Raw genomic sequence first — 17,095 nt, forward strand, 5'->3', positions numbered from 1 at the left:
ACACACAAACAAATTCAGCAAATTATTGATGGAGGGCATTTCCAATGGCTGAAAACCTCATGAAGATCATGAAGGATGAAGACGTCCAGTACGTGGACCTTCGTTTCACAGACCCGCGCGGCAAGATGCAGCACGTGTCGTTCCACAAGGACATGGTTGACGCCGACTTCTTTATCGATGGCCAGATGTTCGACGGCTCCTCGGTTGCTGGCTGGAAAGCCATCAACGAGTCTGACATGCTTCTGAAGCCGGACACAGCGTCCGCAATTATCGATCCGTTCTTCCAGCAAACCACACTCGCCGTGATGTGTGACGTGCTGGATCCAATCAGCGGCCAGGCCTACAACCGCGACCCGAGGATGACCGCCAAGAAAGCCGAAGCCTATGTGAAGCAGTCCGGCGTTGGCGATACCGTCTTCTTCGGTCCGGAAGCGGAGTTCTTTGTCTTCGACGATGTGCGCTGGAGCGTTGAGCCCCATAATACCGGCTATTCCTTCGACTCGACTGAGCTGCCTGTGAACACGGGCAAGGAATACCCGATGGGCAACATGGGCCACCGCCCGGGCCCGAAAGGTGGTTACTTCCCGGTTCCGCCAATCGACTCCGAACAGGACATGCGCAGCGAAATGCTGTCGGTCATGGCTGACATCGGCCTCGACCCGGAAAAGCATCACCACGAAGTGGCTCCGGCACAGCACGAACTCGGTCTGAAATTCTCGACCCTGACCGTGATGGCTGACCGACTTCAGCTCTACAAATACGTGATCCAGAACGTTGCGCATTCCTACGGCAAGACGGCGACTTTCATGCCGAAACCGATGTACAAGGACAACGGTTCCGGAATGCACGTGCACCAGTCCATCTGGAGCGGCGGCAAGCCGCTGTTCGCCGGCGACAAGTATGCAGGCCTGTCCGAGACCTGCCTCTACTACATTGGCGGCATCATCAAGCACGCCAAGGCTCTGAACGCGATCACCAACCCGTCCACCAACAGCTACAAGCGTCTGGTCCCGGGCTACGAAGCACCGGTCATGCTGGCCTACTCGGCTCGCAACCGTTCGGCCTCGATCCGTATTCCTTTCGGCGACAACCCGAAAGCCAAGCGCATCGAAACCCGCTTCCCGGATCCGATGGCGAACCCATACCTCGCCTTCGCAGCCCTGCTCATGGCTGGCCTCGACGGCATCGAGAACAAGATCCATCCGGGCGACGCCATGGACAAGGACCTCTACGATCTGCCGCCGGAAGAAGCGAAAGCCATTCCGCAGGTCTGCGGCTCGCTGCGTGAGGCTCTTGCTTCCCTCGATGCGGACCGTGAGTTCCTCAAGAAGGGCGGCGTCTTCGACGACGATCAGATCGATGCCTACATCGACCTGAAGATGGAAGAAAACATGAAGTACGAGCTCCACCCGCACCCGGTCGAGTTCGACATGTACTACAAATACTGATCGCTCAGACGATCAGATCACCCGACACACGGGGGAAGGCCGGGCCGGTACCGAAAGGTACCGGCCCTTACCGTTTCAGGAACCAATCGCGCAAAACAAAAGCCCCGGTCCATCGACCGGGGCTTTGTAACTCTGTCGTCTGGAGACACCAGGTCAGCCAGCTTCTGGCTGGCTCTTCTTGGCGTGAACGTAAAGCGGCTCGGCATTGCCATCGACCACTTCCCCGCTGATCACGACTTCCTCGACACCGCGCAGGTTCGGCAGTTCGAACATCGTGTCGAGCAGAATGCTCTCCATGATGGAACGCAGCCCCCGTGCACCGGTCTTGCGGACGATGGCGCGGCGGGCCACGGCCGTCAGCGCATCCGGCGTGAAGGTCAGCTGGACATTCTCCATGTCGAAGAGACGCTGGTACTGCTTCAGCAGTGCGTTCTTCGGCTCGGTCAGGATCTGGATCAGTGCCTGTTCATCGAGATCTTCCAAGGTGGCAATGACTGGCAGACGGCCGATGAATTCCGGGATCAGGCCGAAACGCTGAAGGTCTTCCGGTTCGACTTCGCGCAGGATCTCGCCCACGCCGCGGCCTTCCGGATCTTTCACCGGTGCGCCAAAGCCAATCGAGGCCGCTTCGCCGCGCGCAGAGATGATCTTGTCGAGGCCAGCAAACGCACCGCCACAAATGAACAGGATGTTCGTCGTGTCCACCTGCAGGAATTCCTGCTGCGGGTGCTTGCGTCCGCCTTGCGGCGGTACGGCCGCGACAGTGCCTTCCATGATCTTCAGAAGCGCCTGCTGGACCCCCTCGCCCGACACGTCGCGGGTGATGGACGGATTGTCCGACTTGCGGGAAATCTTGTCGATTTCGTCGATATAGACGATGCCGCGCTGGGCGCGCTCGACATTGTAGTCAGCCGCCTGGAGCAGTTTCAGGACGATGTTCTCGACGTCCTCACCGACATAGCCGGCTTCAGTAAGCGTCGTCGCGTCAGCCATCGTGAACGGTACATCCAGGATCCGCGCCAGCGTCTGGGCCAGCAGTGTCTTGCCGCAACCCGTCGGGCCGACCAGCAGGATGTTGGATTTCGACAGCTCTACGCCATCCGTTTTACCAGCATGAGACAGGCGCTTGTAGTGATTGTGCACGGCAACCGACAGGATGCGCTTCGCATAGGTCTGTCCGATCACATAGTCGTCAAGCACGTCGCAGATTTCCTGCGGTGTCGGGACGCCTTCGCGAGAGCGGACCAGCGAGGTTTTGTTTTCCTCGCGGATGATGTCCATGCAGAGTTCAACACATTCATCACAGATGAACACGGTCGGACCAGCAATGAGCTTCTTCACCTCATGCTGGCTTTTGCCGCAGAACGAGCAGTAAAGCGTGTTCTTGGAGTCGCCTGAGCCGGTTTGTTTGGTCATGCTTTCCTCAATGCCGGTTAAGGCTTAACGTGGTTTTAAGCGCCCAAACCCAGTTCCTTAACAGAACAATATGGGCATTGGCCTGCACTGCAAGTGCCAGGCCGCAATACGCGGGGACGCGCGATCTATTTGTCATCCTCTACGGCCCGGCGTTCGAACACCTTGTCGATGATGCCGAATTCCTGGGCTTCCTCAGCTGTGAGGAAGGTATCCCGATCCAGTTTCCGCTCAATTGCGTCGTAGTCCTGGCCGGTATGCTTGACGTAAATCTGATTCAGGCGCCGCTTAAGATCAATGATTTCTTCGGCATGGCGCTCAATATCCGTCGCAACGCCCTGATAGCCACCGGACGGCTGGTGGAGCATCACGCGGGCATTTGGCAAGGCAAAACGAGCCCCTGCCTCGCCAGCAGCGAGCAAAAGCGAGCCCATGGAGGCCGCTTGGCCAATACAGACTGTGGACACCGAGCACCGGATAAACTGCATGGTGTCATAAATCGCCAGACCAGACGACACATAACCGCCGGGGCTATTGATATACATGGCGATTTCTTTTTTCGGGTTTTCCGATTCGAGAAACAGCAGCTGAGCTGTAATCAGGGCGGCCATGCCATCATCGATACCACCGGTCACGAAGATGATCCGCTCTTTCAGAAGGCGCGAAAAGATGTCGAACGCCCGTTCGCCACGGCTGGTCTGCTCCACCACCATGGGGACTAGGTTGAGGGCAGTCTGGTACGAATTTGACATAAGTCGGGCCTCGGGCGTCGAAAAAAGGAATCTCTACTTTGCCAGAACTGGCAGAATGACTGATATTTGTCCACGCAGGCAGTGCTGCAAGAGGCGTTCCGCTGTGGAAAGCCTTAGCGAAACGGCCATTCAGCAGCCTTGCTGGGCAATTCACCGGCCGGATCCAGCATAAACGCCAGATAATCGTCATGTACCGTTTGCGCCTGAAGGTCCCTCAGCAGCATGTGGAACCCCTTTTCATAGTAGACTGTCCTGACATGCGACGGCAGCACTTTCGCGGTTCGTTCCACCCCCTTTGCCGGCACAACGTAATCATTTGCTCCATAAGACATGAGCGTCGGCAAGCTTGCTGGCAGGTTCGGGGCGCGTTCATGTGCCCGCTCCATCAGCGAAACAAGCCCATAGACCTGATCAATGCGATTGGTCGGCATCATCAGCGGATCAGACCAAGTCCGCTGAAGCATCTCGATATTGTCCGAGGGTTCGATCCGAACGAAACGCCTCGGCGGCTGAACGATCCAGCCCGGCCTGACGTGCGCAGACAGCCAGAGGCTGGTCCGGTAGGTGAGGTTCATTGCGCCCCAGCCCCGCAGGCCAGGTCCGGACGCGATAAACTGATCGGCAGCTGGCGGTAAATCGGAGCCAAACGCCGACATGGCCACCGACGCACCCATGGAAATTCCGACCACCGTGATCTTAGCATCAGGGTGACGCTGCCTGGCGAGGTCCACCGCCGTTCGAAAATCCTCCCGCATCAGGTCTTCGTCAGGCCAGATTCCTCTCTCAGGCGAACGGCCGAAGCCGCGCTGGTCGTAAGCGTAGACCGTCACGCCTTTCGACGCCCAATAGGGCGCCGCCATGTGGAACGCGTTCGCATAATCGTTCATGCCGTGCAGGCCGACCACAACATGTCCTGCGGCCTCTCCGGCCTCCTGCCCCGGCCAATAGGTCAGCCCCAGCTCGGCGCCGTCGAACGACACAAACTTGTTTTCTTCCACTTTCAGTTCGGGTGTCACGGTTTGCGTCATGGAGAGCGGTTCCTGAACCTTTGGCGTTGCACAGGCACTGACGGCCAGCATTGCCAGCACGATCAGCTTTCGGACAAGGCCGAACGGACCGCGCTCCGCAGGTCGGGCAGCACATCGTCCTCGAACCAGGGATTGCGCTTCAGCCATGCGGTATTCCTCCAGCTTGGATGCGGCAGGGTGAAAATGCGATCGCCAGCATAGGATTTCCAGTTCGCGACCGTCGCTGTCAGTGTCTTTTCGACCCGGCGCCCAAGATGCCAGCGCTGGGCATATCCACCGACCAGCAAGACCACGTCGATCCTGGAAAGCTGTTCCAGAACCCGTTGCCGCCAGACCTCAGCGCAACGCTTCATGGGCGGCAGGTCTCCACCCTTGGCATCATAGCCCGGAAAGCAAAGCCCCATTGGCAGGATCGCGATCCGGCTGGCGTCGTAGAATTCCTCCCGTGACAGGCCCATCCAGTCTCTCAGACGGTCACCAGACGGATCGTTGAACGGTGTGCCGGTCGTGTCTGCCAGATTGCCGGGAGCCTGACCTGCGACCAGAACGCGGGCGTCAGCTGACAGCTGGAAAATGGGGTTCGGCGCGCGTTCCATTTCCGCCTCACATAGGCGGCACCGGCGTATCTCATTAATCAGGGACTGGAGATCATCGCTCATGCGTCCATATTTGAGGGGGAATGTGGCCGCGAAAAGGAGTCCTGAGCATGAGCGAACCAATCTCGCGAAGAATTGAACCGAGAGCACGCGATCTGGGCGGTGGCTTCCGTGTTCGCCGGGTGCTGCCTTTCCATGCGCAACGCATGGTCGGTCCATTCGTCTTCTTCGATCATTTCGGACCCGTGGAATACGCGCCCGGTGAAGGCTTCGATGTGCGCCCGCATCCGCATATCGGTCTGTCTACCGTCACCTACCTGTTCGAAGGCGCGATAGAACATCGGGACTCCCTCGGAACAGATCTTGTCATTCGCCCAGGCGCAGTGAACTGGATGACCGCCGGACACGGCATTGTCCACTCGGAACGAACCCCAGCCCCGGAACGGGAGGCAGGTCAGAGCATGCACGGCCTTCAGACCTGGCTCGCGCTGCCGAAGACCCATGAGGATATTCCACCAGCTTTCGACCATCATCCGGCCGATGCGCTACCGGAATTCAATCACCGAGGCGCGCGCATGCGTGTGCTCGCTGGTGAGGCATTCGGAAAAGTCTCACCCGTGCAGTTCCCATGGCCAATCCTGTACGTGGCTTTCGAGGCGGATGAAGGCGCCAACCTGATCCTTCCACACACACTCGCCGAAGAGCGGGCAGTCTATCTCGTCAGCGGCAGTGCTGTGATTGGCGGTGAGACGTTCGGCGAAGGACAGATGCTCGTACTGGCCAGGGGCATCGATGTCGCCATTCGGCTGGAGCCTGGTACGAAAGGTGTGATCTGCGGCGGCGCGGCCATGGATGGGCCACGCAAAATCGAATGGAATTTCGTCGCCAGCGATCAGACGCTTATCGATCAGGCGAAACAGGATTGGCAACATTCGGTCAGCTCGGGTGGATCTGACCGCTTTCCAACGGTTCCCGGCGACGAAGAGGAATGGATCCCGCTCCCATGAGGCACAAGCTTGCCCCTCGCCCGGGCACGTGCAAAACCCCTCCTAACAGGATTGTTACGGAGAATCTCATGAAGAAGCTGTTCCTGGCAGCGTCCCTGCTGGCGTTGACCGCCTGTGGAGAACAAGCCGCCAAGGTCGACACCACCCCCGAAGCAGAAACCAATGCAGCTGCAGCGACACCGGACCTGCTGATGCCGCTTCCGGAAGGTACGGTCGCAGACATTTCGGCCGACGATCTGGCGGTCCGTATCAAAACTCTCGCAGACGATACGTTTGAAGGCCGGGGTCCCGGTACGCCGACAGGCGAAGCTGCAGCTGACTGGATTGCCGCCGAGATGAACCGGATTGGGCTAAAGCCTGGCGCAGCCAATGGCAGCTATCTTCAGGAAGTGCAGATGGTGAACCAGACCATCGACCCATCTGAATCCTATCTGTCGTTCTCGTCAGAAGACGGCACGGAGATCCCGACCACACTGAAAGACGATGCGGTAATCTGGACCAAGCGCCAGAATGCGACCGAGCTTTCCTTCGACCCGAGCGATGTTGTTTTTGTCGGTTATGGCGCGGTCGCTCCGGAATATGAGTGGAACGATTACGACGATCAGGATTTCACCGGCAAGACGGTCATCATCCTGGTCAATGATCCGGGCTTTGCAACACAGGACCCAGACCTCTTCAAAGGCAAGGCCATGACCTATTATGGCCGCTGGACCTACAAGTATGAAGAAGCGGCCCGCCAGAACGCTGCTGCTGCGATCGTCGTCCACGAAACAGCGCCTGCTGCTTATGGCTGGGACGTGGTCGCGAACTCCTGGTCAGGCGCTCAATCGGATCTCGTGCGCGCAAATGGTGGTGAGGACCGCACCACGATGGAAGCGTGGATCACCCGCGATAAAGCCGAAGAACTCTTCAAGGCTGCCGGGCTCGACTACGAGACGCTGAAGGATGCCGCCAAGGAACGCGGCTTCAAACCGGTGCCGCTCACCGGACTGAAGGCTCAGGGTGCGATCACCCAGAAGATTGAACCCCTGACCAGCCACAATGTCATCGGTGTACTCCCAGGCCAGACCACACCGGACGAGTATGTTCTGTACACGGCTCACTGGGATCACCTCGGCAAGAAGTCCGGCGAAAAGACCGGAGCTCCTGGCGAGGACTTCTACCAGGACCAGATCTTCAACGGTGCCGTAGACAACGCAACCGGCGCTGCCGCCTTGCTGGAAATTGCTGAAGCTATGGCGGCGCAATCGGTCGACCGCTCTGTCATGTTCCTGTCTGTCACACTGGAAGAGTCCGGACTGCTCGGTTCCGAGTATTTCGCGCAACATCCGACTGTGCCGCTGAACAAGATTGTTGCCGGCATCAACATGGACGGCTCCCTGCCGGTTGGGCGCACACATGACATGGTGGTGGTCGGTTATGGCGCTTCGGAACTGGAAGACATGCTGACAGAATACCTCGCCAAGCAAGACCGGGTCGTGAAGCCGGATCCCAAACCGGAAGCCGGATCGTTCTATCGCTCGGACCATATCTCGCTCGCCAAGCGCGGCGTACCGATGCTGTATGCCGATGGCGGTGAGGACAAGGTGGATGGCGGCATCGCTGCAGGCAAGGCAATCGCTCAGGCCTACAATGAGCAGCGCTACCACAAGCCCATGGACGAATACACTGACGATTGGGACCTTTCCGGCAATGTGGAAGACGTCACCGCGCTCTTCGAAGTCGGCAAGTCCATCGCCCAATCCGATGCCTGGCCGACTTGGTATCCTGGCAACGAGTTTGAAGCAGCCCGCAAGGCCAGCCTCGGCGAAAACTGATCGATCGCCCTCCGCCGGATCATACCGGCGGAGGGCAATTTACTTTGGAACCATTCAAGCATGCTTTCGTACCAGCACGGCTTTCACGCAGGCAATCGCGCGGACGTGCTGAAACATGCCGTACTTCATGCAATATTGAGCGCTACCGCCAAGCAATCGACCAACATCCTTTATGTTGAAACGCATTCCGGACGCGGACGGTATGATTTAAATAGCGCACAATCGACAAAAGGCGGAGAAGCACTCGACGGCATCCTGTCGCTCCTCGACGAAGGCTCACCCAAACCTGTCCGTCCATGGCTAGACCTCGTCAGAGAACGTGGCGTGAATGATTATCCGGGTTCTCCAGCGCTTGCGCAGCAATTGCTGCCCGCATCGACCCGCATGATCTTGTTTGAAAAACATCCAACCGAGTACAAGGAACTCGTCAAAGCCCTGGGCGAGGACGACCGGCTGCAAATCAAGCATGCCGATGGCTATTCGGGCGCACTCAAGCTTTCCCCCCGCAGCAATGAACAGATCGTCTGTTTCGTCGACCCGAGCTACGAAACCAGCCGTGACATCGACGCTCTGGCCCTGTGGACCCCGCGCGCCCTCAAGCGCTGGCCGAAGGGCATCCTTATTCTGTGGCTGCCACTCTTCAAAGACGGACGGGAAATCGAGTTCGGAGAGTACCTGACAGAGCTAGACGATTGTTTCGTGGCGGGTGCCCGCTGGCCGATGGATCCGTTGGATGAAGGCGCCCTGGAAGGCTCTGCCATTGTCGCCTATCGCTCGCCGGGGGCAGCGCGCGAAACCTCGCTTAACATAGCCAGTGCATTGCAGTCATGGTGGGCACGCTGAGCGGCGAGCCACGCCATATCCTGCTGGCGGGTGGCGGTCACGCGCACGCCGTCGCGCTGCATCAATTGGCGAACAACCCGCCGCAGCCGGAGACCCGGCTGACTCTCGTTTCACCATCTACACACAATCTGTACAGCGGCGCCCTACCTGGCGTGATCGCCGGACACTGGCAAGCTGACGACATTGGCGTTCCACTTCAGCCGCTTTGCGAAGCCATTGGCGCCCAGTTCATTCAGGACAGAATAGCTGCGATCAATCCAGAATCCCGGACAGCTATCCTGGGATCAGGCGAGTCAATTTCATTCGACGTGATGAGCCTGGATATCGGGTCCGGAATTCGCCCACTGGACGTCACCGGCAGTGATGGCGCGATTATTCCGGTCCGGCCAATCGCACCCTTTCTGCAGAAATGGGAATCTGCACTGGAACAGATCAAGGCCAGATCCACTCCTTCCACAATCATCGTCACCGGGGCCGGACTGGCAGGCATCGAAGTCGCGCTCGCCATCCACTATCGTCTTCTGCAGGAAGGCATCACCACACCCGCGATTCACTTGATCGATCCAGGTGATGAAATTGCCGCATCCAGTGCAGCCGCACTACGTCGGAAACTTTACCGTGCGTTGGGCCGCTACGGCATAAACCTGATGCTGCAAACGAGCATTCGAGCCATTGAGAATGGTTGTGTCACGGTCTCGACAGGCGCCAAAATCGCGACCGCTTTCATCGTGAACTGCGCAGGGTCTGCCCCACACGACTGGGTGGCCCACACCGGTCTGAAAACTGCCAACGGACGTATCGAGGTGGATGCCTGCCTGCGTTCCATCAGTCACTCCCATATCTGGGCGGCTGGCGACACCTCGTATTTCCAGCCCAAATCTCTACCGCCCGCTGGCGTGTTCGCAGTTCGGGCCGGCCCTGTGATTGCGGAGAACATCCGCCGATTTTCGCAGGATAAAGATCTCGCTGAATACCATCCGCAAACCGATTATCTGAAGCTGGTAAGCTTGGGACAAAAGCGGGCCGTGGCAGAAAAGTTTGGGCTTACTCTCGAAGGCGGCTGGGTGTGGCACCTCAAGAAATCTATAGATTTCTCATTCCTGCGGGATCACAGCCCGCCGTCGAGCCACTGACAAAATAGCGTCGGCGGCAATTTCGGCAGATGAGTGACCGCCACCTTGCATTCGCGCAAGGGCTTCCTTCTGTGCCTGCCTCTGCGTGTCCAGAAGTTCCGGATACTTCAGCCATTTGATCGCGGTATCCGCGATCAGCTCAGGCTTCTGCCGAGTCTGGACGAATTCCGGCACGATTTCCTGATCGTCTGATACGATGTTCAGCAACGTGATATGCTGCTTCTTGTAGAGCAGTCCGCGCGCAAGCGCCCAGGTTAGCCAACCCGTCCGGTACGCCACGATCATCGGCGTACCCTGCATTGCCAGTTCGCTGGTCACGGTACCTGAACACGCCAAAGCCAAGTCTGCTGCAGCCATGGCATCATAACGTTCTTCTGGCGTGCGCAGCACTTCAGCCCAGCCAGACACATCCGGAAACGCCTCGTCAAACGCCTCAGCCATATTTGCAGCTGGTGAAACGATAATACGGACGCCCGGCACAGCTGCAGCAACCTGTTTCGCAGCCTCAAGCAGCGCTGGGGCGACTTTGGCCAGTTCGCTCCGCCGGCTACCCGGCAGAACGAGGCAGATTTTTTCGTCCTTTCCAAGGCCACGCGCGGCGCGGAATTTCTGCCCATCTCCCGGGGTGTTCCGCGACAAGGCAGGATTTCCGATAACGGTCGTCGGCAAGCCAAACGGCTCATAATAGGGCGCTTCCATGTCATGCATGCAAAGCAGATGGTCCACTGTCGCCGACAGCGTCTTCGCCCGGCCGGGCCGAGTTGCCCAAACCTGGGGTCCAATGAGTTTGATCAGCTTTATGTCTGGTGCTCGCGCACGAACCCGCTGTGCGACCCGCAACATGAATCCCCACGAATCCACAAGCACAACAACATCTGGTTGAAACGCAATAATGGCATCAGCCGCGGCATCCGCCAGCTTTACGACGGTACCATAGGCCCGAATGCCTTCAGCAAAACCAAGAATGGAAAGGGGTGAAATATCAAAAGGCGAGTGAATGCCAACGGATGCGAGTTCCCTGCCGCCAATTCCCGCGAGCTCCACATCGTACGTCTTCCGACGGATCTCTTCGACCACTTCGCGGGCCAGCAAATCGCCGGAGGCTTCTCCCGCGACCATGAATATGCGCAAAGGCTTCACGAAACTTCGTCCGGTTTAAAACCATAGATGAAAACGCCCAACCGGTCGGCCGCAGCTTCCATGTCGGCGCGCCGCAGCAGCAAAGCCCCGCCTGCCTCAACCGCCAATCCAGCGAGCCCGGCGGCAGCAACAAGCTCCACTGTAGAAACGCCAGTAGTCGGCAGATCTATTCGGCGCTCCTGATCTGGTTTCGGGCGCTTTGCGAGCACACCACGGCGAGCGTCCGGTTTTCCCCGAATGGCTTCCGGAAGCGCGGCGCAACGCTTCAGCATTTCGTCAGTGCCCTCCTGCGCTTCGACGGCGAGGACAAGCCCATCGCAGACCACGCACCCCTGCCCGATGTCGAGCGCACCTGTCGCAGACGCAACCTTCGCTGCGGCCCTGATATCCGCCAGATTCTCTTCATTTGGCTCAGGGCCAGCAATCAGCCCCACCGGTGCGAGCAGCGCTTTATTGGCCTCTTCGCTGCCAATCACATTGAAGCCATGCTTCTCGAATTCCCTGACGAGCACTTTGAGCAAGGCGTCGTCCCCCTTGCGGGCTTCTGAGACCACTTTGGGCAGCAGCATGGCGCCCCGCATGTCCAGCTTGAGGTCCTTGAAGTTCGGGCGTTTCACAATCCCCGCAAAGACGACATCCTTGCAGCCAGCGGACTTCAGCCGTTCGATCACGCCTCCGATTTCTCCGAGACCGACTACCGCACCCGGATATTCGGCGAGGGCTGGCTCTTCGAAGCCCTTCAGACGGAGAACATAGACTCCCTGCCCGCTTGCGACAGCGTTACTGGCAATGGCGACCGGAAGTTCGCCCAGCCCTGCAATCAGTCCCAGCGGCGCGGTCATCGATCAGGCCGGCTTGCAGATCGGCCGGTCTCCGCCTGCCTGAATAAAGGAGATAAGTTCCATGGCGAGCGGCTGGTCTGCAAAATCCAGCGCAGCCTTGGCAAGGCGGTCCTTGAACAGACCTTCGCCGAAAAAGACTGCCTTGTAAGCACCGCGGATCTGCATCAGCTGGCCTTTGTCGAAACCGCGCCGCTTGAGGCCTACCATGTTCAGGCCGGAAAGCTTGGCATGATTTCCCACGACAGACCCAAAAGGTATCACGTCTTCGACAACAATTGCGCCGCCACCGATGAATGCATTCCGTCCAATGCGGGAGAACTGGTGTACCGCCGCGAGTCCGCCAAACCAGACATGGTCACCCACCTCGATGTGTCCGGCCAGTGATACATTGTTCGCCATGACAACGTGATTGCCGATCTGGTTATCATGAGCGATGTGCGCACCAATCATGATGTAGCAATGATCACCGACTTTCGTCAGGCCACCGAACTTTGGCATGCCCGCGTGGGCAGTGGCATATTCGCGGAAGGTGCAGTTCTCGCCCACCTCAAGACGGGACTCCGGCGTGTCTTCGAACCCGATCACCTGTGGACTGCAGCCCAGCGTCGCGTGAGGGAAAAGCACGCTGTTGCGGCCAAGACGAGTATGACCTGCCACCACTGCATGAGAGTGCAGCTTGCACCCATCGCCGATCTTCGCATTTGCACTGACATGGCAAAACGGACCGATCGCGACATCCGTGCCCAGCTGGGCGCCGTCTTCAACAAACGCGGTAGGATGAATCTGTGTCGGCATGGCTGCTTCTCTGAATTTCAGCGCGAAGGAAGCGCCGATCAGCTATTTTTCTTCGGGTTTGCCTGTTTCTGCAACCATGCGACTTCACGCATCCACTGGCGAATAGGTTTCGCCGGCGTGCCGCCCCAGGTTTCACCGTCTTCAATATTGCGGAAAAGGCCCGAAGACGCAGCGAGACTGACACCTTCGCCGACCTCAACGTGGTCTGCGATACCGACACGTCCTCCCAGCATGGACTGGCTGCCGACCCGGACCGAACCCGAGATGCCGCCAAAGGCGGCCATGACGACGGACCGACCGAAAACGACATTGTGCGCGATCTGGCAAAGATTATCGATCTTGGTGCGCTCACCGAGGATCGTGTCTTCGAAGACGCCTCTGTCAATACATGTATTGGCGCCGATGGAGACATGATCCTGAAGGATGACCCGGCCAAAATGGGGAGCATCACGCTGGCCGTCAGGAGAAGCAAGCACGCCGAAACCGGTTTCTCCGATACGGGCCCCCGCCAGCAGCGTCACATGATCGCCAACCAGTGCGCAGAACACGCTGGCATTTGCTCCGATCTGACAGTGCCGGCCTATCTGAACGCCCGGACCGATCGAGACATTGGGGCCGATCCAAGTGCCTTCGCCTATGACGGCGCCGGGCCCGACAACCGCCCCTGGAGAAACACGCGCATCCTCATGCACCTGGGCATCAGGCGAGATACGGGCATCACCCGTCCAGTCCAGATGACGCGGCCGGTACATCGCCAACGCTGCGACGGCATGGGCGTAGCGGGGCAATGGCACGACCAGTTTTGCCGCGCCTTCCGGCACATATTTCAGGTTGGCTTCGTTCGTCATGAAGATCCCGGCATTTACCGAAATCTCGGGAGCAGACTTTCCATCGCCATCCAGGAAGGCAAGATCGCCCGCTTGGGCATTTGCGGCAGAGGCGATACCCGTCACACGCAGGTCGCCATCCCCATCAAGCGCCGCGCCGGTCAATTCCGCTACTTGGCCAAGCGTCAAAGCCCCCAATGGCGCATAGAACCGCGGATCGACCGTCACGATATGCTCCGTTACTGCGGATTAGCCGGCTGATCCGGAATCTTCTGACGCGTAACCGTCAGGGTCGGCGTCGCAGCGTCGAGTTTCTGGATCACCAGAGCCGTCGCATCGATGGAGTCGGCAGTGTAGACTACAGAGCTCTTGGAAACGACCATTTGAGCGTTCTTTTCCTGAATGACCTGAAGCAGAACCGGCTCAAGCGCCTTGTTGAAATTCGCCAGAGCGACGCGTTCCGTCAGGGAGAATTCCTGGGATGCGCGCTGAGCCTTGGCGGCAAATGCGTTTGCCTTCGCCTGATAGCCATTCAGTTCGGATACCAGAGCCGCATCGGCATTGACTTGCTCACGCGTCTTTCCAGACAGCTTCGCGTCCAGGGCCTTACCCTGCGTTTGAAGCGTGTTCCGTTCCGGCGTCAGTTCGCCGTTCATTTGCGTTTCGATATTGTTGAGCTTGGTCGCCATATCCTTGCCAGCTTTGCTGTCGCGAAGGATCTTCACTTCATCGATGGCGATAACATTGCTGCCTTGCGCGACAGCCGCAGGCGCCGTGAAAGCGGCGCTGCCGATAAGCAATGCGAAGGCAAACAGGAGTTTCTTGAGGTGGGACATGCTAGTCTCCATTCTGGGGGCTTGCGATTAGAAGCGTGTTGAAGTCGAGAACCGGAACGTCTCTGTCCGGTCATAATCCTCGCTGCGGAGGATCTGAGAGAAGTCGAAGCGGATCGGGCCGAACGGCGAATTCCAGAATACGCTGAGGCCCGCTGAAGCTCGCAGCGATGCCGCATCCTTGGTAAGCCGCGCAGCGGGCAAACCCGTGTTCGGGTCGATCGTGAAAATGGTCGGAGCTTTGTCCGGACCACGAAGCGTGCCCAGCGAACCGGCATCCATGAAGAGTGCGCTCTTGATGCCATACTCTTCCGGGAACACATTTGGCAGACTCAGTTCGAACGTACCCTGATAATAGGCATTCCCGCCCTGCGCGTTCAGGCGCCGGGTGGCAACGACCTCACCAGTTGCCGGATCGACCACTCGGAGAATCTCCCGCGGGCCGAGGCCAGCGACATCAAATCCGCGGAACGTCGAACCGCCCCGGAAGAAGCGATTGTTAATCCGAATGCCTTCCCCATTCTCCAGCGGGAAGACATAGCCGCCAGACAGGCGTGCACTGGCCACAACGCCCTTCCAGATACCGCGATAGAAAGATGCCCGCGTTTCTGTACGTAGATAGTGCACGTCACCACCAACACCTGCCAGATCCTGACTCAGGGAGAAATCAAATCCGCGGGTTGGTGTAATCGGATCGTTGGTGCGATCCCAATAAAGCTGATACCCGAGAATACTGGAGAGATCAGATCGCTCGGACCGGCAGATCGTTTCCCGGAAAAGATAAGACGGGTCGCACCGGTCAAGAACAACTTCCTGACCCTCTATGGCATCATCAGGACCCGCTGTCCGGTAACGGTCGTCGCTGGTATCGTCCGGAGTGTCCTGACCGGCAGTCTGGATAACACGGGTCGACGGTAGCCCCGTCGCGATATCGATCAGATATGGCACATCCGTCACGTCGATATCGTCATACTGCAGACGATAGCTGAGCCCCAGCTGCATGCGTTCGGTCAGCGGGAAACCCAGGCGAACGCCTGCACCATAAGTGTCGCTGGTGAAGTAGGAGATGTCGCCGAAGTCCTGTCGGGTCGCAAACATGTCTATGCCGGCAGACAGATTGCGGTCCAGGAAGCGTGGCTCAGTGAAGCGAAGATCCAGAACCTGCTGTCGGCTGGACGCAGAAACACGCGCAACAACCGACTGCCCGCGTCCACGCAAATTCCGCTGGCTGGCAGACAGGTCAATCAGGTAGGAGTCGACTGAAGAGAAACCCGCGGCGAACGAAAGTTCGCCGGTGGGCTGCTCCTGAACCGTCACATTGACCACGGTCCGGTCAGGCTCATCCGTTGCAACTTCCTCGATCTCGACTTCCTTGAAGTAGCCGAGCGCCCGCACACGGTTCTTGGAACGGTCCAGAAGAATCCGGTTGAAAGCGTCGCCTTCGGAAATTCTCAGTTCCCTGCGGATCACGCGGTCCAGTGTCTGCGTGTTTCCGACAATGTTGATGCGGTCGATGTAAACACGCGGGCCTTCGTCCACCACGAAGGTCACGTCGATGCGGCCCGTATCCGGGTTCACATCGAGCTGCGGACGAATGTCGACAAACGCATAACCCGCAATGCCCGCCGCATAGGTCAGGGAGTCAATCGTGCTTTCGATCAGGTCACCTTTGAACAGCGCGCCTTCCTGAATCGGCACCGCGGCGCGAAGGGCTTTGGCGTTCAGTTTTTCGAGCGCTGTCTCAACCTTGACCTCACCAAAATCGTACTGGCGCCCCTCATCCACCGTCATGGTGATGTAGAAGTCTTTCTGGTCCGGGGTCAGCTCGGCCACTGCCGAGGTCACGCGGAAATCATAATAGCCGTTGTTCTGATAGAACTGACGCAGCTGGTCGCGGTCGTATTCCAGGCGTCCCGGATCGTAGTTGTCGTTGGAGCTGAAGAAGCGCCAGAAACGGGATTGCTTGGTGACGATTTCGCTGCGCAGACGGGAGTCCGAGTAGGCTTCGTTACCGATGAAGTTGATCGAACGGACACCCGTGACCGGACCTTCCGTGATCTGGAAAATCAGATCGACGCGGTTCTGCTCCAGCGGCTTGTATTGCGGCTCGACCTTTGCAGCAAAACGGCCCGACTGGCGGTAGAGCTCGAGAATACGCTGCACATCGTTCTGCACCCGCGCTGCCGTAAAGATACCGCGCGGCTCGGCCTGGATCTCTTCCTTGAGCTTGTCTTCCTTGAGTGCCTTGTTGCCCTCGAAAATCACGCGGTTGATGATCGGGTTCTCAACAACACGGACAATGAGGTCATCGCCAAGACGATCGATGGAAACGTCTGCAAAAAGGTTGGTCGCGAACAGCGTCTTCAGCGACAGGTCGATGCGGTTGGGGTCGAATGCATCCCCGGGTTCCAGCAACAGATATGACTGGACGGTCCGTGCTTCGATACGCCTGTTTCCCTGGACCACGATCGAACGGATCGTTCCCCCATACCGGTTGTCTTCCTGCGCCTGAGCCGAGCCGGTAACGCCCGGCACGCTTTGAAGCGCGAAGACGCTGGTCGCCATGAAGGTCGCTGCAAGAAACTTACGCATCGTCGAATTAACTCTCTGATTAGTCCCTG

The 17,095-nt window shown here is 58.4% G+C and carries 15 protein-coding genes; 5 read left to right on the top strand and 10 right to left on the bottom strand.

Annotation, left to right across the window (positions count from 1 at the left end; genetic code table 11):
- Positions 1-44: 44 nt before the first annotated feature.
- Positions 45-1,448, top strand: a complete 1,404-nt coding sequence (gene glnA, locus HY17_RS07195) for a type I glutamate--ammonia ligase (protein WP_034765010.1) — start codon at positions 45-47, stop codon at positions 1,446-1,448.
- A gap of 153 nt (positions 1,449-1,601) precedes the next feature.
- On the opposite strand, the gene clpX is transcribed toward glnA, so the two are convergent.
- The 4 genes from clpX to HY17_RS07215 all read right to left on the bottom strand — a co-directional run bounded on the left by clpX (position 1,602) and on the right by HY17_RS07215 (position 5,237).
- Positions 1,602-2,864, bottom strand: coding sequence for an ATP-dependent Clp protease ATP-binding subunit ClpX (gene clpX / locus HY17_RS07200; RefSeq protein ID WP_034765012.1), 1,263 nt, complete (start codon positions 2,862-2,864; stop codon positions 1,602-1,604).
- 125 nt (positions 2,865-2,989) lie between these two features.
- On the bottom strand, positions 2,990-3,613 hold the full coding sequence (locus HY17_RS07205; protein WP_034765015.1) for an ATP-dependent Clp protease proteolytic subunit: 624 nt from the start codon (positions 3,611-3,613) through the stop codon (positions 2,990-2,992).
- 113 nt (positions 3,614-3,726) lie between these two features.
- Positions 3,727-4,788 (bottom strand): alpha/beta fold hydrolase, encoded by a 1,062-nt coding sequence (locus HY17_RS07210; RefSeq protein ID WP_139068766.1) that lies wholly within the window; start codon positions 4,786-4,788, stop codon positions 3,727-3,729.
- On the bottom strand, positions 4,704-5,237 hold the full coding sequence (locus tag HY17_RS07215) for a uracil-DNA glycosylase family protein (RefSeq protein ID WP_233348696.1): 534 nt from the start codon (positions 5,235-5,237) through the stop codon (positions 4,704-4,706). Before HY17_RS07215 ends, HY17_RS07210 begins: the two co-directional genes overlap by 85 nt.
- 110 nt (positions 5,238-5,347) lie before the next feature.
- Between HY17_RS07215 and HY17_RS07220 the strand changes: the two genes are divergently transcribed.
- The 4 genes from HY17_RS07220 to HY17_RS07235 all read left to right on the top strand — a co-directional run bounded on the left by HY17_RS07220 (position 5,348) and on the right by HY17_RS07235 (position 10,037).
- On the top strand, positions 5,348-6,244 hold the full coding sequence (locus HY17_RS07220; RefSeq protein ID WP_034765208.1) for a pirin family protein: 897 nt from the start codon (positions 5,348-5,350) through the stop codon (positions 6,242-6,244).
- 68 nt (positions 6,245-6,312) lie between these two features.
- Positions 6,313-8,061, top strand: a complete 1,749-nt coding sequence (locus HY17_RS07225) for a M28 family metallopeptidase (RefSeq protein ID WP_034765021.1) — start codon at positions 6,313-6,315, stop codon at positions 8,059-8,061.
- 60 nt (positions 8,062-8,121) lie between these two features.
- On the top strand, positions 8,122-8,904 hold the full coding sequence (rlmJ, locus tag HY17_RS07230) for a 23S rRNA (adenine(2030)-N(6))-methyltransferase RlmJ (RefSeq protein ID WP_051599809.1): 783 nt from the start codon (positions 8,122-8,124) through the stop codon (positions 8,902-8,904).
- Positions 8,889-10,037: an FAD-dependent oxidoreductase gene (locus tag HY17_RS07235; RefSeq protein ID WP_034765024.1), complete on the top strand. Its 1,149-nt coding sequence runs from the start codon at positions 8,889-8,891 to the stop codon at positions 10,035-10,037. The genes rlmJ and HY17_RS07235 overlap by 16 nt, the downstream gene beginning before the upstream one ends.
- Here HY17_RS07235 and lpxB read toward each other — a convergent pair.
- From lpxB to bamA, 6 genes are read right to left on the bottom strand one after another with little or no spacing between them, the layout of a single operon-like run.
- Entirely contained in the window at positions 9,999-11,177 is a 1,179-nt protein-coding gene (gene lpxB / locus HY17_RS07240; RefSeq protein WP_233348698.1) for a lipid-A-disaccharide synthase, read from the bottom strand. The two genes, HY17_RS07235 and lpxB, sit on opposite strands and share 39 nt — an antisense overlap.
- Positions 11,174-12,019, bottom strand: coding sequence for an LpxI family protein (locus HY17_RS07245; protein WP_034765030.1), 846 nt, complete (start codon positions 12,017-12,019; stop codon positions 11,174-11,176). The genes lpxB and HY17_RS07245 overlap by 4 nt, the downstream gene beginning before the upstream one ends.
- Before the next feature lie 3 nt (positions 12,020-12,022).
- Positions 12,023-12,814 carry an acyl-ACP--UDP-N-acetylglucosamine O-acyltransferase gene (gene lpxA, locus HY17_RS07250; protein ID WP_034765032.1) on the bottom strand — a complete coding sequence of 264 codons (792 nt, stop codon included), beginning with the start codon at positions 12,812-12,814 and terminating at the stop codon, positions 12,023-12,025.
- A 38-nt stretch (positions 12,815-12,852) separates the two neighbouring features.
- Positions 12,853-13,869, bottom strand: a complete 1,017-nt coding sequence (lpxD, locus tag HY17_RS07255) for a UDP-3-O-(3-hydroxymyristoyl)glucosamine N-acyltransferase (RefSeq protein WP_034765035.1) — start codon at positions 13,867-13,869, stop codon at positions 12,853-12,855.
- A gap of 11 nt (positions 13,870-13,880) precedes the next feature.
- Positions 13,881-14,477, bottom strand: coding sequence for an OmpH family outer membrane protein (locus tag HY17_RS07260; RefSeq protein WP_034765038.1), 597 nt, complete (start codon positions 14,475-14,477; stop codon positions 13,881-13,883).
- Positions 14,478-14,504: 27 nt separating this feature from the next.
- Entirely contained in the window at positions 14,505-17,066 is a 2,562-nt protein-coding gene (gene bamA / locus HY17_RS07265) for an outer membrane protein assembly factor BamA (RefSeq protein WP_034765040.1), read from the bottom strand.
- Between the last annotated feature and the right edge of the window lie 29 nt (positions 17,067-17,095).

This window comes from Hyphomonas sp. CY54-11-8 (assembly GCF_000682735.1).
GTDB lineage: Bacteria > Pseudomonadota > Alphaproteobacteria > Caulobacterales > Hyphomonadaceae > Hyphomonas.

Coding starts and splice junctions, on each gene's coding strand:
- HY17_RS07215 (WP_233348696.1), bottom strand. CDS start 5,237: ATGGAACGCGCGCCGAACCCCATTTTCCAGCTGTCAGCTGACGCCCGC.
- HY17_RS07220 (WP_034765208.1), top strand. CDS start 5,348: ATGAGCGAACCAATCTCGCGAAGAATTGAACCGAGAGCACGCGATCTG.
- HY17_RS07210 (WP_139068766.1), bottom strand. CDS start 4,788: ATGGCTGAAGCGCAATCCCTGGTTCGAGGACGATGTGCTGCCCGACCT.
- lpxA (WP_034765032.1), bottom strand. CDS start 12,814: ATGCCGACACAGATTCATCCTACCGCGTTTGTTGAAGACGGCGCCCAG.
- HY17_RS07205 (WP_034765015.1), bottom strand. CDS start 3,613: ATGTCAAATTCGTACCAGACTGCCCTCAACCTAGTCCCCATGGTGGTG.
- HY17_RS07225 (WP_034765021.1), top strand. CDS start 6,313: ATGAAGAAGCTGTTCCTGGCAGCGTCCCTGCTGGCGTTGACCGCCTGT.
- HY17_RS07245 (WP_034765030.1), bottom strand. CDS start 12,019: ATGACCGCGCCGCTGGGACTGATTGCAGGGCTGGGCGAACTTCCGGTC.
- bamA (WP_034765040.1), bottom strand. CDS start 17,066: ATGCGTAAGTTTCTTGCAGCGACCTTCATGGCGACCAGCGTCTTCGCG.
- HY17_RS07235 (WP_034765024.1), top strand. CDS start 8,889: ATGGTGGGCACGCTGAGCGGCGAGCCACGCCATATCCTGCTGGCGGGT.
- HY17_RS07260 (WP_034765038.1), bottom strand. CDS start 14,477: ATGTCCCACCTCAAGAAACTCCTGTTTGCCTTCGCATTGCTTATCGGC.
- glnA (WP_034765010.1), top strand. CDS start 45: ATGGCTGAAAACCTCATGAAGATCATGAAGGATGAAGACGTCCAGTAC.
- rlmJ (WP_051599809.1), top strand. CDS start 8,122: ATGCTTTCGTACCAGCACGGCTTTCACGCAGGCAATCGCGCGGACGTG.
- clpX (WP_034765012.1), bottom strand. CDS start 2,864: ATGACCAAACAAACCGGCTCAGGCGACTCCAAGAACACGCTTTACTGC.